Below are 22,268 nucleotides of genomic sequence, written 5' to 3' on the forward strand. Positions count from 1 at the left end.
ACCGTCAGGACATGACCGCCTTCGCCGCACTGCACGTCCCCGGTTCCCCGCTGCTCCTGCCGAACGTCTGGGAGTTCGGCGCGGCCGCCTTCCTGTCCGCGCAAGGCTTCCCCGCGCTCGGCACGACGAGCCTCGGCGTCTCGGCCGCCGAGGGCGAGCCGGACGGCGCCCCGTCCTCGAAGGACGCCACCGTCCGGCTGGCCCGGCGGCTCACCGGGCTGGACGCGCTGATCAGTGTCGACCTCGCCGACGGGTTCAGCGACGATCCGGGCGCGGTGGGGGCACTCGCCGCGGAACTCGCCGAAGCCGGTGTCGCGGGCATCAACCTCGAGGACGCCTTGGGTGACCCGGCGCTGCACGCGGCCAAGATCGCGGCGGCGAAGGAACGCGCTCCTGGCCTGTTCGTCAACGCGCGCACCGACACGCATTGGCTGGGGGAGCCCGATATCGAGGCCGCGATCGAGCGCTCACGGTCCTATGTGGACGCAGGCGCCGACGGCGTATTCGTCCCTGGAGTCGCCGGACCCGCCGACGTCGAGCGGCTGGTGAAGGCCACCGCCAAGCCGCTGAACCTGCTGTTCCTTCCCGGCAAGGTCACCGTCGCGGGGCTGGCCGATCTCGGCGTCGCGCGGATCAGCCTCGGCTCGCTGCCGTACCGGATGGCGCTGGCCGCCACGCTGCGCACGGTCGAGGCCGTCCGCGACGGCGCCGAACTCCCGCTGACCCCGCCGTCCTATGACGACGTCGCGGCCTTGCTCCCGGAAGCTCGTTAACCTCGGGAGCATGCAGACCTTCGGAGCCGAATTCGCCGTCCCGCCCGGATATCTGAACACCCCGAGCATCGGCATCCCGCCGTCGCACGTGGCCGACGCGGTGGCGGAGGCGGTCGAGCGGTGGCGGCGCGGCGAGGCCCACCCGGCGGACTTCGACGAGCCTGTCGCGCGGACCCGGGCGGGGTTCGGCGCGGTGATCGGGGTCCCGGCGGACCGGGTCGCGATCGGAGCGTCCGTCTCGCAGCTGATCGCGAACGTGGCGGCCGGGCTGCCCGACGGCGCCAGCGTGCTGGTCGCCGGGAACGACTTCACCAGCGTCACCTTCCCGTTCGCGGCACAAGCGCACCGCGGGGTGAAGGTCACCGAAGTCCCGCTGGCCGAGCTGACCGAACGTGTCGAAGGGCACGATCTCGTGGCGGTCAGCGTCGTCCAGTCGGCGGACGGCGCGCAGATCGACCTCGACAGGCTTCGCGCCGCGGCCGAGGCGGCGGGCGCGGCTGTCCTGCTCGACGCCACCCAGGCCGCCGGCTGGCAGCCGCTCGACCTCGGCTGGGCCGACTGGGTGGTCGCGGCCGGCTACAAATGGCTGCTCGCGCCGCGCGGAGCGGCCTGGCTGGCCGCGCATCCACGGGTGCTGGAGCGGGCGCTGCCGGTGGCCGCGAACTGGTACGCCGGGGAGGATCGCTGGCAGACCGTCTACGGCCTCCCGCTGAGGCTCGCGGAGGGCGTCCGGTCGCTCGACCTGTCCCCGGCCTGGCTCTCGTTCGTCGGTGCCGCCGCCTCACTGGACTATCTCGGATCCTTGGACCTCGACGCCGTCCGCGCGCACTGCGTGGGTCTCGCCGACTCACTCCTCGAAGCACTCGGTTCACCCGCTCAGGGGAGTGCGATCGTCTCGCTCGCGGTTGACGCCGACCGGGTGAAGGAAGCGGGCATCGTGGCCGGTACCCGGGCCGGAAGGCAGCGATTCGGGTTCCATCTGTACAACACGGCTGACGACGTCGAACGGGTGATAAGCACGTTCAGGTGAACCGCCGGACCGGCGTGAACTACCGTATGTTCCCGTGGTTGGTGCGCAATTTACCCCGGGAGCGACGGAAACGGCCCGGCTTCAGCCGGTGCGACCGGCAGGGCAGGGCGGGCCGCCGCCTGCGCCGAAGCCGCCGCGGGACACCAAGGGCCTGGCACTGAAAGGCGCCGGACTGGTCGCCATCGCGGTCGTCTCGTGCCTGCTCTGGTGGCTGATCCGGCACGAGCCGGAGACGACCCCGGTCGCGGACACGCCGTCGAAGACCGGCCAGTTCCAGTACACGCTGATCGAGGGCCCGCAGGTCACCTCCGACTGCGCGAGCAAGTCCTACGGCGACACCAAGGCGTTCTTCACCGAGACGCCGTGCACACGGCTGTCGAGGGCGCTGTACACGACCGAGACCGGCGGGAAGAAGGCGCTGGTGTCGGTCGTCCTGGTCACCATGCCCGGCGAGGTCACCGCGACCCAGCTCAAGACGCTCACCGACAAGGACGGCACGGGCAACGTGTCCGACCTGGTGCGCGACGGGACCTTCAAGGGACAGGGCGTCCCGAAGATCTCGGGACAGGACGCGGCCTACGACTCCCATGTCACCGGGCCAGAGGTGGCCATCGTGCTGGCCGGTTTCTACGACAAGAAGACCGACAAGCCGGTGCTGGAGCGGATCGCGACCGACGCCTTGCGCCTCTCAGGCGACCTGCGCCGCTGATTTGAGCCGAAAGCGTCCTTCACCGCATCTCACGCGGTGAAGGACGCTTTCGTCGCATCGCACGCGGGGAAAGTCCCCTTCAGCTCCCCGGGTCAGGCAGCCTGACCCGGCATCGCGATCGCCACCGGCGTAGCGCCGAACTCCGCCCGCCAGGCCGTCCCTCGCCGAGCCGACCCGATCAGCGCGTTCAACGCCGTCGTCCGCAAAGCCGCGTCGTCGGTCCGGTCGATCACGCCGAGCCAGGCGGCCGACGCGTCCGATTCGGCCGTCGCGACCAGTTCCATCGCCGTGTTGGCGTCGGTCACCGGCTTCGGCGGTACGTACGCGGCTTCCGGTCCCGTGGGCGTCTGGCCCGCGGCGGAGAGCATCCGCTCGCAGACGTTCCGCCGCTTGACGTGCTCCGCCGTCCCTCGCGCCACGGCGCCGGTGAAGGCGGCCGGCAGATAGGCACTGACCAGTCCGTACACCCAGACCGCCGCGTGCTCGGCCGCCAGCGCCTGCTGCACGGCCTCCGCCGTCTCCTGGCCCAGCGTGGCACCGGCGGGCACTTCGACGGCTCCGGCGTCGTCACCCCGGCCGAGTTTGTCCGAACTCTGCTGCAAGGCCGCGCAGCCCGCCGCGATCGACGCGACCATCCCGGCGCGGTAGCGGGGCAGCGACGGCACGAGGCCCTCCGCCTGCTTGCGGGCCTGGGCGAGCCGTTCCTTGAGCCCCTCGACGGACGACGGCGGGTTCTCCGCCGGTCCGGCCTGCGTCGGCTTGGGCCGGTTGAGCCGGTCCACCTCGGTCTTGAGCGCCGCCGCGTGCGCGGCCCGCGCGGTGGCGACCGACTCGGCTTCGGCGCCGGTCAACGCCTTCGCGCCCGCCGCGTCGGTCTCCGCCGCGCGCAGCAGCGGACCCAGCGGATCGGGGCTTTCGTCGTACCCGGGGCCGCAGGCGGCGGCCAGCGGCACGGCCAACGCGGCCAGCGCTCCCATTCGCAGGAAAGTACGACGGCTCGGCATGGTGGGCTCGGTCGGTCTTCCGGTCACGCCGCCCCATCCTGCCAGTACCCCGTGCGGGGCCGCCGCTCGCGCGTCACGCGGGGGTCACCAGATAAGCTGGTCCACTACCGAACCCGGGATCCACGCCGCCGGGTCGCCCACAGCCGAACAGGAGCGCTCCACCGTGCCCAACGACCTCGCCAGCAGGCTGGAGCCCATCGTGGCCGAAGCCGTCAAGGCCGCGGGTTTCGACCTCGATTCCTTCGAGGTCCAGCAAGCAGGCCGCCGTCAGCTGGTCAAGGTCGTCGTCGACGGGGACGACGGCGTCGGGCTGGACGAGGTGGCGAGCGTCAGCCGCGCCGTCTCCGCCGCGCTCGACGAGAACGAGCACGTGATCGCCAGCGCGTACACGCTCGAAGTCACCTCGCCGGGCCTCGACCGGCCGCTGTCCGTGCAAAGGCACTGGCGCCGCGCGAAGTTCCGTCTCGTCAAGGTCACCCCGGCCGAGGGCACCGCCTTCATCGGCCGCGTGGGGCACGCCGGCGAGAAGGCCGCGCGCGTCCTCGTCGACGGCGAGATCCGGGACGTCGTTTACGCCTCGGTGGCCAAGGCGGTCATCGAGATCGAGTTCAAGCAACCACCTGCCGAGGACCTGAAACTGTTGGAAACCGATGCGTCGGCTCTGAACGCCGCCACCACCGAACCGAAGGAGGAGCCGAAGTGAACGTCGACATCGCCGCGCTGCGCGCGATCGAACGGGACAAGGACATCCCCTTCGAGACGGTGATCGAAGCGATCGAGACCGCGCTGCTCACCGCGTACAAGCACACCGAGGGCCACCAACCGCACGCACGGATCGACATCGATCACAAGAGCGGGCTGGTCCGCGTCCTCGCCCACACCCTCACCCCGGACGGCCAGACCGACGAGGAATGGGACGACACCCCCGAAGGCTTCGGGCGGATCGCCGCGACCACCGCCCGGCAGGTCATCCTGCAGCGCCTGCGCGACGCCGAGCACGAGAAGACCTTCGGCGAGTTCTCCGCCAAGGAGAACGAGATCGTCGCCGGCGTCGTGCAGCGCGACGCCCGCGCCAACGCCCGCGGCATGGTCGTCATCCAGGTCGGCGACATCGAAGGCGTGCTGCCCTCGATCGAGCAGGTGGCAGGCGAGTCCTACGAGCACGGCAGCCGGATCAAGGCCTACGTCGTCACCGTCTCGCGCGGCAACCGCGGCCCGCAGATCACGCTGTCGCGTTCGCATCCGAACCTGGTGAAGAAGCTGTTCGCCCTCGAGGTCCCCGAAATCGCCGACGGCACGGTCGAGATCGCGGCCGTCGCGCGCGAACCGGGGCACCGCACCAAGATCGCGGTCCGCTCGACGGTGCCCGGCGTCAACGCCAAGGGCGCGTGCATCGGCCCGGTCGGTGCCCGCGTGCGCAACGTGATGAGCGAACTGGCAGGCGAGAAGATCGACATCATCGACTTCTCCGAAGACCCGGCGAGGTTCGTCGGGAATGCGCTGTCGCCCGCGAAGGTTGTATCGGTCCGTGTCGTCGACGAGCGGGCCAAGACCGCTCGCGTCGTCGTCCCGGACTTCCAGCTTTCGCTCGCGATCGGCAAGGAGGGCCAGAACGCCCGCCTCGCCGCGCGCCTCACCGGATGGCGGATCGACATCCGCAGCGACGCCGCCCCTGAGCAGGGTGACGAAGCACACGCCGAGCAGGCGCGGCCCGCAGCGGCAACCGGTTCGGCTGAGTGAAGGTCGAAGCGGTAGACTTACGAGTGGTTCAGAGCCCGCGGCCGGGAACCGACCTCCAGCATGACCGGGAATCCCCGGTCCGCACCTGTGTGGGTTGCCGTCGGCGGGCCTTGATCGGCGAGTTGCTGCGAGTGGTCGCGGCGGATGGACGGCTGATCGTCGACGAACGTCGGCGGTTGCCGGGCCGGGGTGCCTGGTTGCACCCCGTGCCGGACTGTCTGGCCAAGGCCGAGCGGCGCAGGGCGTTCCCCCGAGCACTTCGTGTTCCGGGGTCGCTCGACGCCCAGGGTGTCCACGAACGCCTGGAGCGACTCGCCGAAGGCTAAGGGCGCCGGGACATCCCCGGTGCCGGATGGAATCAGGAAGCAGGTCGACCCGTCATGAGTCAGCCGTGAAGCTGAATCAATGAACGCGCGACAATAGGACGAGGTCTGCGGGTCTGCCGCCGGCCTCCCCAGATGAGGAGAGCTGTGCCAGGCAAGGCCCGAGTACATGAGCTCGCGAAAGAGCTCGGCATCACCAGCAAGGAAGTTCTCGCCAAGTTGAAGGAACAGGGCGAGTTCGTGAAGTCCGCGTCGTCCACCGTCGAGGCGCCGGTCGCCCGCCGTCTCCGTGACGCGTACCCGTCCAAGGACGGCAAGAAGAAGTCGGTTCCGACCCCCGGCCCGCGCCCTTCGCCCGCGCCTCCGGCGAAGCCCGCTGCCCCGGCTCCGGCCGCGCAGCAGGCTCAGCCCGCGCCCGCGGCGAAGACCGAGGCTCCGGCCGCTCCGGCGGCTTCCGCCCCCGCGGCGTCCGCTCCGTCGGCCCCGGCCCAGCAGCCGTCCCGCCCCTCCACCCCGGGTGTCCGCCCGGGTCCGCGCCCCGGCCCCCGGCCGCCGGCGCCCAAGGAAGAGGTGGCTCCGGCAGCGAAGGCCGCTCCGGCGGCCGAGCCGAAGCAGTCCGAAACCAAGGAAACCCCGGCTGCACCGGCCACCCCGCCGGCGTCCTCGACGCCGTCGCAGGGTTCCGTCGTACCGCCGAAGCCGCAGGGCCCCAAGCCCGGCGGCCCGAAGCCCGGCCCGCGCACCCCGCGTGTCGGCAACAACCCGTTCGGTGTGGGTTCCGGTTCCCCGGCCCAGCGTCCGTCCGGTCCCCGTCCCGGTGGCGGCCAGCAGGGCGGCGACAACCGTCCGCCGCGTCCCGGTGGCGGGCAGGGCGGCGACCGTCCGGCCCCGCGTCCCGGCGGCGGCGCTCCCGGCGGTAACCGGCCGAACCCGGGCAACATGCCCCCGCGTCCGAACCCCGGCATGATGCCGGGCCGCCCGGCCCGTCCGGCCGGTGGCCCCGGCGCCGGCCGTGGTGGTCCTGGCGGCGGAGCCCGTGGTGGCCCCGGCGGCGGCGCTCGTGGCGGTCCCGGTGGCGGCGGCGGAGGTTTCCGCGGCGGTCCCGGTGGCGGTAGCGGCGGCGGTGGCGGTTTCCGTCCCGGCGGTGGCGGTGGCGGCGGTTTCCGTCCCGGTGGCGGTGGCCCCGGTGGCGGCGGCGGTGCCCCGGCCGGTGGCGGCGGTTTCCGTGGCGGCGGCGGCCGTGGTGGCCCCGGTGGCCGTGGCGGTACCGCGGGTGCCTTCGGGCGTCCCGGTGGTCCCGCTCGCAAGGGCCGGAAGTCCAAGCGCCAGAAGCGCATGGAGTACATGGACAACATGCAGGCGCCCAGCGTCGGTGGCGTTCGCCTGCCCAAGGGCAGCGGCGAAACGATCCGCCTGCCGCGTGGCGCTTCGCTGACCGACTTCGCCGAGAAGATCGACGCCAACCCGGCTTCGCTGGTGCAGGTGCTCTTCCACCTCGGTGAGATGGTCACGGCGACGCAGTCCGTGTCGGACGACATCCTCGAGCTGCTCGGCGGCGAGATGAACTACGTCGTCCAGGTCGTCAGCCCGGAGGAAGAAGACCGCGAGCTGCTGGAGACCTTCGACATCACCTACGGCGAAGACGCGGGTGAGGAAGAGGATCTGCAGGTCCGTCCGCCGGTCGTGACCATCATGGGTCACGTCGACCACGGTAAGACCCGACTGCTCGACACGATCCGCAAGACGAAGGTGCGCGAGGGCGAAGCCGGTGGCATCACCCAGCACATCGGCGCTTACCAGATCGAGACCGAGCTCGAGGGCAACCCGCGTCTCGTGACGTTCATCGACACCCCGGGTCACGAGGCGTTCACCGCCATGCGTGCTCGTGGTGCGAACGCCACGGACATCGCGGTGATCGTGGTCGCGGCCGACGACGGCGTCATGCCGCAGACGGTCGAGGCGATCAACCACGCGCAGGCCGCCAAGGCCCCGATCGTGGTCGCGATCAACAAGATCGACAAGGAGGGCGCGAACCCGGACAAGATCCGGCAGCAGCTCACCGAGTACAACCTCGTGGCCGAGGAGTACGGCGGCGACACGATGTTCGTCGAGATCTCGGCGCGGGAGAACATCAACATCGATGGTCTCCTCGAGGCGATCCTGCTGACCGCGGACGCCGCACTGGACCTGCGGGCCAACCCGAACATGGAGGCCCAGGGTGTCGCGATCGAGGCGCACCTGGACCGCGGTCGCGGTCCGGTCGCCACGGTGCTGGTCCAGCGCGGAACGCTGCGCGTCGGTGACTCCGTCGTCGCCGGTGACGCGTACGGCCGCGTGCGGAAGATGGTCGACGAGCACAACGTCAACATCACCGAAGCGACCCCGTCGCGTCCGGTCCAGGTCATCGGGTTCACCTCGGTGCCCGGCGCCGGTGACACGTTCCTCGTCGTCGACGAGGACAGGGTCGCCCGGCAGATCGCCGAGCGGCGTTCGGCCCGTACCCGCAACGCGCTCAACGCGTCGCGTCGTAAGCGGGTCAGCCTGGAAGACCTCGATGAGGCCTTGAAGGAGACGAGCACCCTTAACCTGATCATCAAGGGTGACAACTCCGGTACGGTCGAGGCCCTCGAAGCCTCGCTGATGCAGCTGGATGTCGGCGAAGAAGAGGTCGAGCTCAACGTGGTCCACCGCGGTGTCGGTGGCGTCACGGAGTCCGACATCGACCTGGCGACCGCGTCCAACGCGATCGTCCTCGGCTTCAACGTGCGGGCACAGGGCAAGGCGACCGAGCGGGCCACCCGCGAGGGCGTCGACGTCCGGTACTACACGGTCATCTACCAGGCGATCGACGAAATCGAAGCCGCGCTCAAGGGCATGCTCAAGCCGATCTTCGAAGAGGTCGAGCTTGGCAAGGCCGAGATCCGCGGGATCTTCAAGTCGTCGAAGGTCGGTACGATCGCCGGTTGCATGGTCATCTCAGGCGAGATCCGGCGTAACGCCAAGGGTCGTCTCCTCCGTGACGGCAACGTCATCATCGAGAACCTGCCGATCAACTCGCTGAAGCGCGAAAAGGACGACGTCACCGAGGTCCGCGAGGGCTTCGAGTGTGGTCTCACCTTGGGTAACTACAGCGATTTGAAGCTCGGCGACGTCATCGAGACGTACGAGCAGCGCGAAAAGCCGCGTGCGTAAGTGACACGGCGGCGCTCCCTCGCATCTGGGCGGGGGAGCGCCGCTTCACTGCTATCCAACCCAGAACCCCACATGTTCGTAGGAGCTCTTGAGCTCGACATCCTGCTGGGCGACGTCCACTCGCTCAAGCAGAAGCGATCCGTGATCAAGCCGGTGCTGGCCGAGGTACGCAGGCGTTTCGACGTCTCCGTCGCCGAAGCCGGTCGACAAGACCTGCATCGGCGGGCGCTGATCGGTGTGGCCGTGGTCGCGGCGACTGGCGAGCACGTCCGTGACGTGCTCGACTCGTGTGAGCGCTTCGTGGCCGGAAGGCCGGAGTTCGAACTGCTCTCCGCCCACCGCCGGCTGCTCGGCCCGGATGACTAGCAGAAGACCTTTCGAGGAGACGAATCCCCATGGCCGACCCCGCTCGGGCTCGTAAGCTCGCCAAGCGGATCTCACAGATCGTCGCGCACGCGATCGAGCACGACATCAAGGATCCGCGGCTCAACCACGTGACGATCACCGACACGAAGATCACGGCGGATCTGCACGACGCCACGGTCTACTACACCGTGCTCGGCGAAAACCTGGAGTCCAAGCCCGATCACGCCGGTGCCGCGGCGGCGCTGGAATCCGCTCGTGGCGTTCTGCGCACGAAGGTCGGGCAGGGCACGGGAGTCCGCTACACGCCGACGCTGGCCTTCGTGGCCGACAGCATTCCCGAGGACGCCAAGCGCATCGAGGACCTCCTCGCGAAGGCCAGGGAAGCTGACGCGGAGGTCGCCCGACGGGCGACCGGCGCACAGCACGCCGGTGAAGCCGACCCGTACAAGCCGCCGCGGGAAGAGGCCGAAGACGATGAGTTCGCCGATGAGGAGACCCGGGGCTGACGGGGTGGTCCACGCCGTGAGCCGGCGTGGCCTGCTGCTGGGGGCCACCGCGCTGACGCTCCTCGCGGGGTGCGGCACGGAGAAACCACCGCTGGTGGGGCCGCCGCCGGTGGCCCCACCGAACAGCCCGACGCCGCTGACCGAAGCGGTCACGGTGCAGAAGATGCGGTCGGCGGCCCGGAAGCGGGACGTCAACCTCGTCATCATCGCGCCCGATCGCGTGTCGCGGGTCGGGCTGCCGGTCTGCGTCGCCCTGCACGGGCGCGGCGCGGACGCCCGGACGTTCCTGAACCTGGGGGTACAGGAAGCGCTGAACCAGGTCGTCGCTGCCGGTATGCCCGGTTTCGCGGTGGCCGCCGTCGACGGTGACAACTACTGGGTGGACGTCGGCGAGGGCGACGACCCGCAGCGGATGCTGACCGACGAACTGCCCGGCTGGCTCGCCCAGCGCCAGCTGCGGCCGCCGTCGGCGATGTTCGGGATCTCGATGGGCGGTTTCGGCGCGCTGCGCTACGCCCGCGAGCACAAGGAGCTCAAAGCCGTCGCCGTCGCGAGCGCCGCGCTGTTCGTGAGCTGGCCCGATGCCAAGTCCCGCAAGGTTTTCGCGGATCGTGGGCAATGGGAATCGCATGAGCCGCTGCTGCACACCGGCGACCTCACGGCGTCGTCGACCGGGGTGTGGTGCGGGAACTCGGATCCCTTCGCTCGCGCCGACCGCAAACTCATCAAGGCGCTCGACCCCGCCGTCGCGAAGATGTCCCCCGGCGAGCACAACGACGACTACTGGCGCGGCATCATGCCCGAAGTCATGAAGTTCGTGGGGGAACGCATCGCCTGATCGGGTCGCGCTGGACTTCGGGTCGGGCGCTGGAATCACGTCCGTCCCAGTGTCATCAGGGATCACAGTGGCAGGGGTAGTGAAGGACTCTTTCCCTACCTTGAGGGTCAATGCCAGGAACTTAAGGTTGATGGCGCGGGCGTGTTTCTGACGTGTTTGCTCTGGTCAGACCGGGCAGCGGCAGGGCGGGACGGGTTGCCAGCGGGGAGCGAATGTGCTCTCGCGTCGGCTCGGTTGTCTCTAGTACGTGAAGGCCCCTTTCCTTGCGCCAGGCGCAAGGAAAGGGGCCTTCACGTACTAGAGAACTCGGACAAACAATAGTCAATCAGACAATTCAACTCGCCGGGCGTCCTATGTGGACAGCCGGAGAACCTCGGGCGCCGCCCCTTAAGTTCCTGGCATTGACCTTGAGGGTAGGCAAGGAGGCCTTCACGACCAGGTGGGATCCCCGCAACTAGAGGACTACTTGCGGGGGAGGCCCTGGGGGTTGATCTCCGAGGCCGCCACCGCCTCGTTCCCCAGGTTCCACCGCTTGAGTACCTCGGCGTACTGGCCGCTCGTGAGGACCGACTGGATGGCCTGGCGCAGCGGTTCGGCCAAGCCGTTGCCCTTCTTGGTCATCGCGGCGATGTCTGCCGGGATCTGCCCGCCGCCGGAGACCGTGCCGACGATCTTGGTCTGCCCATCGACGGCGACGTGGTACGCGGCCGTCGGGTTGGGGCCCGCGTAGGAGTCGATCCGGCCAGATTGCAGCGCGAGGTAGTAGTCGGTGGTGTTCTGGAAGTACTGGAACTCCACCGGTTTCAGGCCCGCGGCCTTGTTCTGTTCGTCCCAGCGCACCAGGATCTGCTCCTGGTTCGTCCCGGAACCCACACCGATCTTGAGACCCGCGATGTCGTTGGGCTCCTTCACCGTGAGATCACGGTTCTTCTTGACCTCGAAGGCGATGGTGTCCTTGCGGTAGGTCGCGAAGTCGTACTTGTCCTTGCGTTCCTCGGTCACCGTGATGTTGGAGAACCCGGCCGCGTATTGGCCGGTCTCCACGGAGAGGAAGAGGTTCTCCCAGGACGTGGCCTGGATGTCGAGTTCCAGTCCCAGCACGTCCGCGACCAGTTGCGCGATGTCGACCTCGACGCCGATCACCGTCTTGTCGTCGTCGGCGCGGAACGACAGCGGGGGAGTGCCGTTGCCGGTGGTGCCGATGGTCAGCTTGCCGGTGTCGCGCACCGCCTTCGGCGCCAGGTTCGCGACGGCGTCGACCTTCTGCGCGCGGATCCGGTTCTGTTGCGCGGTGATGTTGATCCCCTCGGAGCCGGCCTGAGGCGCGGCGGGGGCGGCGGCCTCGGTCGTCCCGCACGCGGCCAACGCGACCGTGGACAGGAGCAGGATCGGGTACAGGAGCTTTCTCACGGTGGTACTCCCAGCTTTTCTAAAGGACTTTTTCGAGGAACGCCTTGGTGCGGGGATGGGCGGGCGAATCGAGGATCCGCGCGGGCGGGCCCTGTTCGACGACACGGCCGGCGTCCATGAACATCACGGTGTCGGCCACTTCCCTGGCGAAGCCGATTTCGTGGGTGACGACGATCATGGTCGTGCCGTCGTGCGCGAGCTTCTTGATCACGTCGAGCACTTCGCCGACCAGTTCCGGGTCGAGCGCGGACGTCGGTTCGTCGAACAGCAGGACTTCCGGCCGCACGGCGAGCGCGCGGGCGATCGCGACCCGTTGCTGTTGCCCGCCGGAAAGCTGCCGCGGATAAGTGTCGGCCTTGTCTTCGAGGCCGACCTGAGCGAGCAGTTCGCGCGCGTGGCGGGTCGCTTCCGAACGGGACCGGCGTTGTGCGGAAACCGGTGCCTCGACGACGTTCTCCAGCGCGGTGAGATGCGCGAACAGGTTGAAGTTCTGGAACACGAACCCGATCTTGGTACGCTGCTTGAGGATTTCACGTTCGCGCAGTTCGTGTAGCTTGTCGCCCGCGCGCCGGTAACCCATCAATTCGCCGCCGACGCTGATGAACCCGCGATCGGCGCGGTCGAGGTGGTTGATCAGCCGCAGCAACGTGGATTTGCCGGAGCCGGACGGGCCCAGCACCACGGTCACCTCGCCGGGGCGTACCTGGAGGTCGACCCCGTCGAGCACGGTCAGCGTGCCGAAGGCCTTGTGCACGCCGCGGACGTCCACCTTGAAGTCGTCGCTCATCGGGCCACCTTGAGTCTGGCCAAGTCGGCGCGGGCCTTCTGGAGAGGAGTGGGCGGGACGGTACGCAAGGCGCCCTTGGCGTAGTGGCGTTCGACGTAGAACTGCGCCACCGAAAGGAGCGTGGTCAGCAGCAGGTACCAGGCGGTGGCCACCAGCAGCAGCGGGATCACCCTGCCGTTCCGGCTGTAGATCACCTGGACCTGGTAGAAGAGTTCCGGCAGCGCCATCACGTACACCTGTGAGGTGTTCTTGACCATGCCGATGATCTCGTTGGCCGCGTTCGGCACGATCGAGCGCATCGCCTGCGGCAGCACGATCCGGCGGAACTGCCTGCCCGCCGGGATGCCGAGCGCCGCGGCCGCCTCCCGCTGTCCCTGGTCGACGGCGAGGAATCCGGCGCGCACGATCTCCCCGGAGTAGGCGGCCTGGTGCAGGCCGAGGCCGAGGCCCGCGGCGAGGAACGGCGGGATCAGGCTCATCGTGTCGATCGAGACGAAGGACGGGCCGAACGGGATCCCGAAGGAAAGCTCGTTGTAGAGAATGGCGAGGTTGTACCAGAAAAGCAGTTGGAGAATGAGCGGGACCGAGCGGAAGACCCAGGTGTAGGTCCAGCTGACCGAACGCAGAAGCGGATTCCGGGAAATGCGCATGAGTGCCAGAATCGTGCCCAATACGAAGCCCGACACCACGCCGAACACCGTCAATTCCACCGTCAGCACGATCGAGGAGAGCACGGCGTCGGCGAACACGTAATCGGCGACTACCGACCACTCCCATGCCTGGTTGGTCACCAGCGCATGTCCTGCCATGGCAACCAGAACGGCGACGACCGCCGCGGCCAGCCAGGTCAACGGCCGCCGGGCGGGCACGATCTTCAGCCGCTCTTCCGGCCGGGCAGGCGCCGGAGGCGCGTCTAGATCACTGGTCATAAGACACCTGTCTCGCGGGAAATGGGCAGCATGAATCCGGCTCGTGCGGGAAGATCGAAAAGGAAATGCCGTCGAGGCGGCATTGATCGCCGATTGCGTTCTCGTCGAGCCGACTTTAGGAAGGCGTGCCCGTTCCGGTCAACGAACCCGGCGCCGGTTCCAGATGCTGGAAGCCCGACCGCCGCAAGTAGAGGACTACTTGCGGTGGTTGGCGACACGAACTACCGCAAGTAGAGGACTACTTGCGATAGGGGCAGGGCTCAGGCGGGTTTGGCCGCGACGATCAGGTCCCGCACGATCGCCTGGTCCACTCGGTGCGAGAACTCCGCGAACGGGCCGTCCTCCCGGACTTCCAGCCCCGCCTTGTCCAGGATCGCGGCGAGTTCCTCGCGCGGCGCGACGTTGGTGTTCCACGAGATGCCGAGTGCGCCGCCGGGGCGCAGGACCCGCGTCCACACCGGGACCGCGGCCGCGAGCAGGTCCCGCGGGCTACGCGCGAGCGACGCGTCCTGGGTGCGGTGGCTGCCGTGCTGTACGCCGTACGGGGCGTCGGTGACGATGAGGTCGACCGAGTTCGGCCGCAGCAGTTCGTCCGTGGTGAGCGTGTCGCAGTTGAGGTAGCTCAGCCTGCGGACCTCGCCCGCCTTGTACCGCTCCTTGGTGATCCCGAACCCGATGTCGAGCCGCCTGCCGAGCCGGACCTTGTTGCGCCGCACCTGGCCGGATTCGGCGGTGTGCTTGATCCGCTTCTGCTTCAGCCAGGTCTTGACGAACAGTTCGTACGAGTCGAAGTCCTTGCCGTCGACGTCGAGGCCGGTCGCGTCGAAGCCGTACATCATCGCCTGGTTCAGCGTGGTGCCGCGGCCGCACAGCGGATCCAGCAGGTGCAGCGGCTTCTCCAGCATCGCGGCCGGGTCCGCCGTCGCCAGCAGGGTGACGTTGACGAGGAGTTTGGTGAACAGTTCGTTCGTCTTGCCCGGGTACTTCTGGATGGTCAGCAGATCCGAGTCGAAGTTCGCCAGCGGGCTGATCGTGACCGGCTTCAGGACACCGTCGCCGAGTTCGAACAGCGCGTACAGCGCGGAAAGGTTCGACAGGAGCGCGAGATCGCGGTCGCTCAGCGGGGCGGGCGTGGTGAAGGTGAGGTAGCCGACGCCGCCGAGTGCCGTCTCCCCGATCCGGGAGATCTCGGTCTCCAAAGCGGACAGGCCGAACACCGCCAGCTCCGCCCGCAGCAGGGCCGGGGTGGAATCGGTGTACACCCGGTTGGCGGACGGGTAGACCAGGATCGCGTACTCGGACATCCCGCAGAGCGTAGCTTGGCTGATTGTGACGACCACTTTGGCGCAGGACCTCAAGGACGCCGCCGCACTGCTGGCGCGCGCGAACGACGTGACATTGCTCGGCCATGTGCGACCGGACGCGGACGCGCTGGGCAGCGCGCTGGCGCTCGGAAGGGCTCTTCAGCTGAGGGGAGGCGTCAAGGTCCGCGTCTCGGTAGGCGAGCCGGAGGAGATGCCCGAAACCCTGCGTGGCCTGGACGCCGGCGGCCTCTTCGTCCCCGCGAGCGAGCTTCCGGAGAGTGAGCAGCTGCTGGTCGCGCTCGACACACCCACACCGGGCAGGCTCGGGAAACTCGCGCCGCGCGTGGACGCCGTCCGCGCGGCCGGGGGTGACGTCCTGGTGATCGACCACCACGCGTCCAACCTCTTCTACGGCACCAAGCACGTCGTCGACGTCACCGCCGAGGCGACCGCCGTCCTCGTTTTCGCGTTGCTGCAAGAACTCGGCTCCGAGATCGATGAGCCGATCGCGCGCTGCCTGTACGCGGGGCTCGTCACCGACACCAGCGGGTTCCGCCGGGCCCGGCCGTCCACCCACCTGATGGCCGCGAAGCTGCTCGAAGCCGGTGTCGACCCGGACAGGGTGGTCCGCGAGATCGTCGACGATCACCCGTTCGCGTGGCTGCCGATGCTTTCCGACGTCCTCGCGGGGGCCCGGCTCGAACCCGACGAGGCGCGCGGCTTCGGGCTCGCGTACGCGGTCGTGACGCTCGACGCCGCGCGAACCGTGCGCGGTGAGGAGGTCGAAGCGGTCATCGACGTCGTCCGGTCCACTCGCGAGGCCGGGGTCGCGGTGGTGCTCAAGGAAACCGAACCGGTCGGGCCGCGGCAGCGGTGGACGGTCTCCCTCCGCTCGGCGGGCGGTGTCGACGTCTCGGCCGCGGCCGGGGAACTGGGCGGCGGCGGTCATCGCCAGGCGGCCGGGTGCACCGCGGAGGGCACGGCGGGCGAGGTTCTCGACAAGCTGAGGGCGGCACTGTCGAGGGCGCCGCTGCTCTGACCCCGGCGGGCCGCGTGGGCGGTGTCATCGGAATTTCATCCGTGGTTCCTAACGTGATCCCCACGATGAACGCTCACGCCTCCCTCCGCCGCCGGATCCTGGTCACGCTGGGCGTGATCGTGCTGTTCCGGCTTGGCCAGAGCCTGCCCGCTCCCTACGTGACCGTCCGCGCGCCGGAAGACGATCATCCGCTGCGCTGGATCCTCGACCTCCTCACCGGCGGCGGCCTGTTCACGCTTCCGGTGTTCGCGTTCGGCGTCCTTCCCTGCCTGGTCGCCCCGCGTCTCCTGCGAGCCCTGATCGTCCTGATCCCGCGGCTGGCCGCGCTCCGGGCCGAAGGTGAAGCCGGCGCCAGGGTGCTGACGCGGTACCGGCGACGGCTCACCGTCGTACTCGGGCTGGCGGGCGCCATCGGTGTGCTCACGTTCCGCGGTCAGGACGTCCTCGACGGACGTGGAGCCGTCGCCGTGGCGTGCCTGACCGCGGGCACCGCGCTGGTCCTGCGGTTGACCGAGGTGATCACCGACCGGGGATTCGGTGACGGCGTCCGGATCCTGCTGCTCGCACAGGTCCTGGCGGTGCTGCCGCCGGAGTTCCTGCGCCTGTACGAAAGGACGGGCTGGACCGCCATCGTGGTCATGGCCGTGGTGACGCTGTCGATCACGGTGATCACGATCGTCGTCGCGCAGGGACAGCGCCGCGTCCCGATCCAGTACGCCAAGCGGATGATCGGCGTGCGCGTCTATGGCGGGTCACCGACCTACATTCCCCTTCGGTTTCCCCAAGCGAACAGCCCGGCCGTCCTCGCCGCGGCGCTGCTGTCCGTGCCGGTGCTCTGGCCCGGCGTGAGCTGGCTGGGGTGGTTGCGCGACGAGGGAGATCCCTGGCGGATCGCGGTCTACTTCGTCCTGGTGTGTCTCTTCGCCTTCATCAGGGCCGCCGTGTCGCAGGACATGGACAAGGTGGCCGGCGAGTTGGTGCGGACAGGCGGCTTCGTCCCCGGTATCCGGCCGGGTCAGTGGACCGCCGAGTACCTCGACTACGTGAACCGCCGGATCCTCGCCTTCGGGGCGCTCTGTTCCGGAGTGGTCGCGCTGATCCCGGCCCTCGGCTTGGCCCTGCTGGACGCGAGCCCGACGATTCCCGTCGCCGGGGTCACCCTGCTGGTGGTCCTCGTCTTCCTCGTCAGTGTCGCGCTCGACACCACGCGGCAGATCGAGTCACTACGCCAGCAGCGACGCTACGAACCGTTCCTCCGTTGAGCGGGGGATGGGACTGTCGTACCAGACCTTTAGTCTGCGGTGGTGCCTGAAGCTTCAGAAACCGACGAGCGCCTCCCGCCGAAACGCGTGCTCGGGCTCGCCCTGCCCGCGCTCGGCGTGCTCGCCGCCGAGCCGCTGTACGTCCTGGTGGACACGGCCGTCGTCGGGCATCTCGGCGCGTTGCCGCTGGCCGGGCTCGCCGTCGGCGGTGTCGTGCTGTCGCAGGTTTCGAGCCAGCTGACGTTCCTCTCCTACGGCACCACGTCGCGGACGGCGCGGCTGCACGGCGCCGGACGTCGTGGCGAGGCGGTCCGCGAAGGTGTCCAGGCGACCTGGCTGGCGGTGATCGTCGGCCTGGTGGTGATCGTCGCCGGACAGCTGCTGGCCGCGCCCATCGCCCGGGTCCTCTCCGGGGACGCCGCGATCACCGACGCCGCCGTCTCCTGGCTGCGGATCGCGCTGTTCGGGACGCCGTTCATCCTGATCACGATGGCGGGCAACGGCTGGATGCGCGGCGTGCAGGATTCCGCGAAACCGCTGCGTTATGTCTTGGCGGGCAACGGGATCTCGGCCGTGCTGTGCCCGGTGCTGGTGTACGGCGCGGACTGGGGGCTGGAGGGCTCGGCGATCGCGAACGTCGTCGCGCAGGTGATTTCGGCGTCGATGTTCATCGTGGCCCTGGTGCGGGAACGGGTCCCGCTGCGCCCGGAGCCGAAGGTGATGCGCGCCCAGCTCGGCCTCGGCCGGGACCTGGTCCTGCGCAGTCTCGCCTTCCAGGCGTGCTTCGTCTCGGCCGCCGCGGTCGCCGCGCGGACGTCCACCGAGGCGGTCGGCGCGCACCAGGTCGTGTTGCAGCTGTGGACGTTCCTCGCGCTTGTCCTGGACTCGCTCGCGATCGCCGCGCAGTCGCTCGTGGGGGCCGCTCTCGGCGCCGGTGCGAGCAAACGGGCGCGGGGGGTGTCGAACCAGATCACCGGCTACGGGCTGGTGTTCGGCTGCTTCCTCGGGGTCGTGTTCGCGTCGCTGGCCGGGGTGCTGCCGCAAGTGTTCACTTCGGACGGAGGCGTGCTCGGCGAGATCCCGCACGCGTGGTGGTTCTTCGTCGCGTTGCAACCGATCGCCGGGGTGGTGTTCGCGCTGGACGGCGTCCTGCTCGGCGCGGGCGACGCCGCGTTCCTGCGCAACGCGACCCTCCTGAGCGCGGCGCTGGGGTTCCTGCCGCTGATCTGGTTGTCGCTCGCGTTCGGCTGGGGACTGGCCGGGATCTGGACCGGGCTCTCGCTGTTCATGGTGCTGCGGCTGGCGACCTTGCTGGTGCGGTGGCGGTCGGGGCGGTGGGCCGTGGAAGGCGCCGTCCGCACGGCCTGACCGACCCCCGCAATTAGTCACCTACTTGCGGCCCTGAACCATCGCAAGTAGGTGACTAATTGCGGGGGTGGACGGGCGGCGCTGTGGCGAAAAGCACCCATGTAACGGGTAGGTTTCGCCGTTGCTTAGGAGCTACAACTATATGAGGCGGCAGCGGGGGCGTCTTCTTGCCCGAAACCGTTCTCGAGGAGGAAACACTGTGACAGGCCGAGCCACTCGCCGGTCCTGGTTCATCTGGTTCGCCGCCGTCACCGTCTACCTCCTCGCCGTCTTCCACCGCACGTCGTTCGGCGTCGCCGGACTCCAGGCCGCCGACCGTTTCGGCGTCGGAGCGGCAGCTCTAGGCACGTTCACCGTCCTGCAGGTCGGCGTCTACGCCGCGATGCAGATCCCCACCGGCGTCCTCGTCGACCGCTACGGCCCGCGCCGCGTGCTCACCGCCGCCGTGTTCTTCCTCGGCCTCGGCCAGATCCTGCTCGCGGTCGCCGATTCGTACCCGCTCGGCCTGCTCGCCCGCGCCGTCGTCGGCTTCGGCGACGCGCTGACGTTCGTGAGCATCATGCGGCTGATCGCCGCGCATTTCCCCGGCCGCCAGTACGCCCTGCTCGTCGCGCTGACCGCGGCCATCGGTTACGTCGGCAACCTCGCCGCGACCGTCCCGCTCGGCCTGCTGCTCGACGGCCCCGGCTGGACGCCGACGTTCCTCGCCGTCGGCCTGGTGACCGCGCTGTACTCCGCCGTCGTCGCCCTTCGCGTCAAGGACACCCCGCCCGGCGAGCCGGTGCCCGTGCGCGAACGGGTGCACCCGAAGCTGCTGGGCCGCCAGGTCGCCGAGGCGTGGCGAACCCCCGGGACCAGGCTGGGGTTCTGGGTCCACTTCAGCACGATGTTCGCGCCCAACGTGCTGACCATGCTGTGGGGTGTCCCGTTCCTGGTGCAGGGACAGGGCTATCCGAAGTCCACCGCGAGTTCGCTGCTGATCGTGTTCGTGTTCGGCTCGATGATCGGCGGCCCGTTCGTCGGCAGCCTGATCGGACGGCGCCCGTCGCTGCGGATGCCGCTGGTCGGCGGGTACATCGGTGTCGCCGCGGTGATCTGGGCGGTCCTGCTCGGCTGGAGCGGGACGACTCCGATGGCGGTCCTCGTCCCCGCGTTCGCCTTCCTTTCCCTCGGCGGCCCCGCCTCGATGATCGGCTTCGCGCTGGCGCGGGACTACAACCCGCTCTCGCGCGTCGGCACCGCGACCGGTGTGGTGAACGTCGGCGGATTCGTGGCCACGACGATCTCGGCGCTCGCGGTCGGCGTACTGCTGGAGTGGACCGGCGGCGCGTTCCGGCTGGCGCTGCTGTCCATTATCGCGGTGCTCGCGCTGGGCACCTTCCGGATGCTCGTGTGGTGGCGGCGCACCCGCGCCGTGCTGTTCGAGGCCGAGGCGCGCGGCGAGGAGATCCCGGTGCAGATCCGGCGCCGTCGCTGGGACGCCGAAGCGCCGCTGCCCGTCTCGTCCTAGGGACAGACCCGAAAGATAGGGTTCGGCGCGTGTCGCGCTCCGATCAAACCCCCGCCAAGAAACGTCCCGCCCCGCCGCCCGGCCTCGTCATCGTCGACAAGCCGTCCGGGATGACCTCCCACGACGTCGTCGCCAGGGCCCGGCGCTTCATGGGCACCCGCAAGGTCGGGCACGCCGGCACATTGGACCCGATGGCCACCGGCGTCCTGGTGCTCGGCATCGAACGCGCGACGAAACTCCTCGGCCATCTGGCACTGGACCGCAAGACCTATCTCGCGACCCTCTCCTTGGGACTGTCCACCACGACCGACGACGCCGAGGGCGAGCCGATCGCCGAAGCCGCTCCGGAAGCCGTCGAGAAGATCACCGACGAGGCGATCGCCGCCGGGATCGCCGCGCTGAGCGGTGCCATCCAGCAGGTGCCGAGCGCGGTCAGCGCGGTCAAGATCGACGGGAAGCGCGCGTACGCCCGTGTCCGCGCCGGTGAAGAGGTCGTGATCCCGCCGCGTCCGGTCACCGTGCACCGTTTCGATCTGCTCGCCACCCGCCGCGAGGCGGGCCGGATCGAACTCGACGCCGTCGTCGAGTGTTCGTCCGGGACCTACGTCCGGGCACTGGCCCGCGACCTCGGTGCGGGACTGGAGGTCGGCGGGCATCTGCTCGCGTTGCGGCGCACCACGGTCGGACCGTTCACGCTCGCCAAGGCCCGCACTCTCGACCAGCTCGAGGACAAGCCGGAACTGTCGCTGGACCTCGACGCCGCCGTCGCCGCCGCGTTCCCGCGCCGCGATCTGGACGCCCGCATGGCGCAGTCGGTCCGATATGGACAGAGGGTGCCCTCGGCCGGGATCGAGGGCACGTACGGGATGTTCGGACCGGACGGCCGGGTGCTCGCGCTCGCCGCCGACGAAGGGGAACTGGCCCGTTCGGTGGTCGTGTTGCTGCCCGCCTAGGCGATACGGGACTGGCCGTGTCGCGTGACTGGACGGAGAACACGCGTGACTGGACGGAGAACAGCGTGTTCTCCATCCAGTCACGTGTGATCCCCATCGGATCACGCGAAACCGCCACCAGCGCACCGCTGTCGGCACCGGGGACTGACCGTCCTCACCACTCACTAGCTGGGCGCGAAGCCCGCGAGCGTGCCTTGCAGGACACGGCCTAGGGTGGTGCACGAAGCGGGCCTGGAGGAGACGGGGCACAAGTGCAGCGGTGGCGTGGTTTGGGTGACCTTCCCGGGAGCTGGGGACGGTGCGTGGTGACGATCGGCGTCTTCGACGGCGTGCACCGCGGACATCAGGAGCTGATCTCGAGGACGGTCCGCGCCGCCGCCGAACGCGGTGTGCCGAGCGTGGTGCTGACCTTCGACCCGCATCCGTCGGAGGTGATCCGGCCGGGCAGCCATCCCGCGCAGCTGACCACGTTGCGCCGCAAGGCGGAACTGGTCGAGGGCCTGGGTGTGGACGTCTTCTGCGTGCTGCCGTTCACGCTGGAACTGTCGCGGCTGACGGCGCACGAGTTCGTGCACGAGGTCCTGGTGGACAAGCTGCACGCGGCCGCGGTGATCGTGGGGGAGAACTTCACCTTCGGCGCCAAGGCCGCCGGTGACGTCAACCTCCTGCGCACGCTGGGGAAGCGGTTCGGTTTCGTGGCGCACGGCGCGGAACTCCAGGGGTTGCTCGCGCAGCAGCAGTCGGAGAACGAGATCACCTTCTCCTCGACCTACGTCCGCTCGTGCATCGACGCCGGGGACGTCGTCGCGGCGTCCGAAGCGCTCGGCAGGCCGCACCGGCTGGAGGGCATCGTCGTCCGGGGCGACGGCCGGGGGCACGTTCTCGGTTACCCGACGGCGAACCTGTCGACGCCGCGGTTCGCGGCGGTGCCCGCAGACGGCGTCTACGGCGCTTGGTTCACCCGTTCGTCGGATCCTGGCCGACGGCTGCGCGCCGCGGTCTCGGTCGGGACGAACCCGACGTTCTCGGGGCGGGAACGCACCGTCGAGGCCTTCGTCCTCGACATCGACGAAGACTTCTACGGGCAGCACGTCTCGCTCGATTTCGTCGCCAAGCTGCGGGACCAGGTCCGGTTCCCGACGTCGGAAGGTCTGGTGAAGCAGATCGACGAGGACGTCGCCCGTACCAGGGACCTGCTGGGCGAGCAGGGCTGACCGGACACCCG

21 protein-coding genes are annotated in these 22,268 nt (G+C 69.3%); 16 read left to right on the forward strand and 5 right to left on the reverse strand.

Features of this window, described 5'->3' with window-relative positions; translation table 11 throughout:
• Window positions 1-11: 11 nt before the first annotated feature.
• The 3 genes from ACLARN_RS13035 to ACLARN_RS13045 all read left to right on the forward strand — a co-directional run bounded on the left by ACLARN_RS13035 (window position 12) and on the right by ACLARN_RS13045 (window position 2,512).
• A complete protein-coding gene (locus tag ACLARN_RS13035) occupies window positions 12-773 on the forward strand; it encodes an isocitrate lyase/phosphoenolpyruvate mutase family protein (RefSeq protein WP_409491627.1) in 762 nt (253 codons plus the stop codon).
• A 10-nt stretch (window positions 774-783) separates the two neighbouring features.
• Window positions 784-1,803 carry an aminotransferase class V-fold PLP-dependent enzyme gene (locus tag ACLARN_RS13040; RefSeq protein WP_409491628.1) on the forward strand — a complete coding sequence of 340 codons (1,020 nt, stop codon included), beginning with the start codon at window positions 784-786 and terminating at the stop codon, window positions 1,801-1,803.
• 88 nt (window positions 1,804-1,891) lie between these two features.
• On the forward strand, window positions 1,892-2,512 hold the full coding sequence (locus ACLARN_RS13045) for a hypothetical protein (RefSeq protein WP_409491629.1): 621 nt from the start codon (window positions 1,892-1,894) through the stop codon (window positions 2,510-2,512).
• Window positions 2,513-2,604: 92 nt separating this feature from the next.
• On the opposite strand, the gene ACLARN_RS13050 is transcribed toward ACLARN_RS13045, so the two are convergent.
• Entirely contained in the window at window positions 2,605-3,543 is a 939-nt protein-coding gene (locus ACLARN_RS13050) for a ferritin-like domain-containing protein (protein ID WP_409491630.1), read from the reverse strand.
• 136 nt (window positions 3,544-3,679) lie between these two features.
• On the opposite strand from ACLARN_RS13050, the gene rimP reads away from it, so the two are divergent.
• The 7 genes from rimP (at window position 3,680) to ACLARN_RS13085 (ending at window position 10,481) form a co-directional block, all read left to right on the forward strand.
• A complete protein-coding gene (gene rimP, locus ACLARN_RS13055) occupies window positions 3,680-4,219 on the forward strand; it encodes a ribosome maturation factor RimP (RefSeq protein ID WP_409491631.1) in 540 nt (179 codons plus the stop codon).
• On the forward strand, window positions 4,216-5,256 hold the full coding sequence (gene nusA, locus ACLARN_RS13060) for a transcription termination factor NusA (RefSeq protein WP_409491632.1): 1,041 nt from the start codon (window positions 4,216-4,218) through the stop codon (window positions 5,254-5,256). The genes rimP and nusA overlap by 4 nt, the downstream gene beginning before the upstream one ends.
• A gap of 23 nt (window positions 5,257-5,279) precedes the next feature.
• Window positions 5,280-5,582 carry a YlxR family protein gene (locus tag ACLARN_RS13065; protein WP_409491633.1) on the forward strand — a complete coding sequence of 101 codons (303 nt, stop codon included), beginning with the start codon at window positions 5,280-5,282 and terminating at the stop codon, window positions 5,580-5,582.
• A gap of 144 nt (window positions 5,583-5,726) precedes the next feature.
• A complete protein-coding gene (infB, locus tag ACLARN_RS13070; protein ID WP_409491634.1) occupies window positions 5,727-8,771 on the forward strand; it encodes a translation initiation factor IF-2 in 3,045 nt (1,014 codons plus the stop codon).
• A 72-nt stretch (window positions 8,772-8,843) separates the two neighbouring features.
• Window positions 8,844-9,137: a DUF503 domain-containing protein gene (locus tag ACLARN_RS13075; protein ID WP_409491635.1), complete on the forward strand. Its 294-nt coding sequence runs from the start codon at window positions 8,844-8,846 to the stop codon at window positions 9,135-9,137.
• Window positions 9,138-9,166: 29 nt separating this feature from the next.
• Entirely contained in the window at window positions 9,167-9,643 is a 477-nt protein-coding gene (gene rbfA / locus ACLARN_RS13080) for a 30S ribosome-binding factor RbfA (RefSeq protein WP_409491636.1), read from the forward strand.
• Window positions 9,624-10,481: an alpha/beta hydrolase gene (locus tag ACLARN_RS13085; protein ID WP_409491637.1), complete on the forward strand. Its 858-nt coding sequence runs from the start codon at window positions 9,624-9,626 to the stop codon at window positions 10,479-10,481. The genes rbfA and ACLARN_RS13085 overlap by 20 nt, the downstream gene beginning before the upstream one ends.
• A gap of 462 nt (window positions 10,482-10,943) precedes the next feature.
• Here ACLARN_RS13085 and ACLARN_RS13090 read toward each other — a convergent pair whose 3' ends face one another.
• From ACLARN_RS13090 to ACLARN_RS13105, 4 genes are all read right to left on the reverse strand, one after another.
• Window positions 10,944-11,891: an ABC transporter substrate-binding protein gene (locus ACLARN_RS13090; RefSeq protein ID WP_409491638.1), complete on the reverse strand. Its 948-nt coding sequence runs from the start codon at window positions 11,889-11,891 to the stop codon at window positions 10,944-10,946.
• 19 nt (window positions 11,892-11,910) lie between these two features.
• Window positions 11,911-12,678 carry an amino acid ABC transporter ATP-binding protein gene (locus ACLARN_RS13095; protein ID WP_409491639.1) on the reverse strand — a complete coding sequence of 256 codons (768 nt, stop codon included), beginning with the start codon at window positions 12,676-12,678 and terminating at the stop codon, window positions 11,911-11,913.
• Window positions 12,675-13,607 carry an amino acid ABC transporter permease gene (locus ACLARN_RS13100; RefSeq protein WP_409491640.1) on the reverse strand — a complete coding sequence of 311 codons (933 nt, stop codon included), beginning with the start codon at window positions 13,605-13,607 and terminating at the stop codon, window positions 12,675-12,677. Before ACLARN_RS13100 ends, ACLARN_RS13095 begins: the two co-directional genes overlap by 4 nt.
• Before the next feature lie 260 nt (window positions 13,608-13,867).
• Window positions 13,868-14,911, reverse strand: coding sequence for a TRM11 family SAM-dependent methyltransferase (locus ACLARN_RS13105; RefSeq protein ID WP_409491641.1), 1,044 nt, complete (start codon window positions 14,909-14,911; stop codon window positions 13,868-13,870).
• 25 nt (window positions 14,912-14,936) lie between these two features.
• Between ACLARN_RS13105 and ACLARN_RS13110 the strand changes: the two genes are divergently transcribed.
• The 6 genes from ACLARN_RS13110 (at window position 14,937) to ACLARN_RS13135 (ending at window position 22,257) form a co-directional block, all read left to right on the forward strand.
• Window positions 14,937-15,950, forward strand: coding sequence for a DHH family phosphoesterase (locus tag ACLARN_RS13110; protein ID WP_409491642.1), 1,014 nt, complete (start codon window positions 14,937-14,939; stop codon window positions 15,948-15,950).
• Between the two features lie 65 nt (window positions 15,951-16,015).
• Window positions 16,016-17,212 carry a preprotein translocase subunit SecY gene (locus ACLARN_RS13115; RefSeq protein WP_409491643.1) on the forward strand — a complete coding sequence of 399 codons (1,197 nt, stop codon included), beginning with the start codon at window positions 16,016-16,018 and terminating at the stop codon, window positions 17,210-17,212.
• 42 nt (window positions 17,213-17,254) lie between these two features.
• A complete protein-coding gene (locus ACLARN_RS13120) occupies window positions 17,255-18,580 on the forward strand; it encodes an MATE family efflux transporter (protein ID WP_409491644.1) in 1,326 nt (441 codons plus the stop codon).
• Window positions 18,581-18,779: 199 nt separating this feature from the next.
• Window positions 18,780-20,090 (forward strand): MFS transporter, encoded by a 1,311-nt coding sequence (locus tag ACLARN_RS13125; RefSeq protein ID WP_409491645.1) that lies wholly within the window; start codon window positions 18,780-18,782, stop codon window positions 20,088-20,090.
• A 29-nt stretch (window positions 20,091-20,119) separates the two neighbouring features.
• Window positions 20,120-21,043, forward strand: coding sequence for a tRNA pseudouridine(55) synthase TruB (gene truB / locus ACLARN_RS13130; protein ID WP_409491646.1), 924 nt, complete (start codon window positions 20,120-20,122; stop codon window positions 21,041-21,043).
• 251 nt (window positions 21,044-21,294) lie between these two features.
• The gene (locus ACLARN_RS13135) at window positions 21,295-22,257 is read left to right on the forward strand and encodes a bifunctional riboflavin kinase/FAD synthetase (protein ID WP_409491647.1); all 963 of its coding nucleotides are present in this window, start codon (window positions 21,295-21,297) and stop codon (window positions 22,255-22,257) included.
• Window positions 22,258-22,268 lie beyond the last annotated feature (11 nt).

The organism is Amycolatopsis sp. cmx-11-12, from assembly GCF_046269425.1.
GTDB lineage: Bacteria > Actinomycetota > Actinomycetes > Mycobacteriales > Pseudonocardiaceae > Amycolatopsis.

Coding starts and splice junctions, on each gene's coding strand:
- ACLARN_RS13035 (WP_409491627.1), top strand. CDS start 12: ATGACCGCCTTCGCCGCACTGCACGTCCCCGGTTCCCCGCTGCTCCTG.
- ACLARN_RS13105 (WP_409491641.1), bottom strand. CDS start 14,911: ATGTCCGAGTACGCGATCCTGGTCTACCCGTCCGCCAACCGGGTGTAC.
- ACLARN_RS13095 (WP_409491639.1), bottom strand. CDS start 12,678: ATGAGCGACGACTTCAAGGTGGACGTCCGCGGCGTGCACAAGGCCTTC.
- ACLARN_RS13085 (WP_409491637.1), top strand. CDS start 9,624: ATGAGGAGACCCGGGGCTGACGGGGTGGTCCACGCCGTGAGCCGGCGT.
- rbfA (WP_409491636.1), top strand. CDS start 9,167: ATGGCCGACCCCGCTCGGGCTCGTAAGCTCGCCAAGCGGATCTCACAG.
- ACLARN_RS13115 (WP_409491643.1), top strand. CDS start 16,016: ATGAACGCTCACGCCTCCCTCCGCCGCCGGATCCTGGTCACGCTGGGC.
- ACLARN_RS13100 (WP_409491640.1), bottom strand. CDS start 13,607: ATGACCAGTGATCTAGACGCGCCTCCGGCGCCTGCCCGGCCGGAAGAG.
- ACLARN_RS13040 (WP_409491628.1), top strand. CDS start 784: ATGCAGACCTTCGGAGCCGAATTCGCCGTCCCGCCCGGATATCTGAAC.
- ACLARN_RS13075 (WP_409491635.1), top strand. CDS start 8,844: ATGTTCGTAGGAGCTCTTGAGCTCGACATCCTGCTGGGCGACGTCCAC.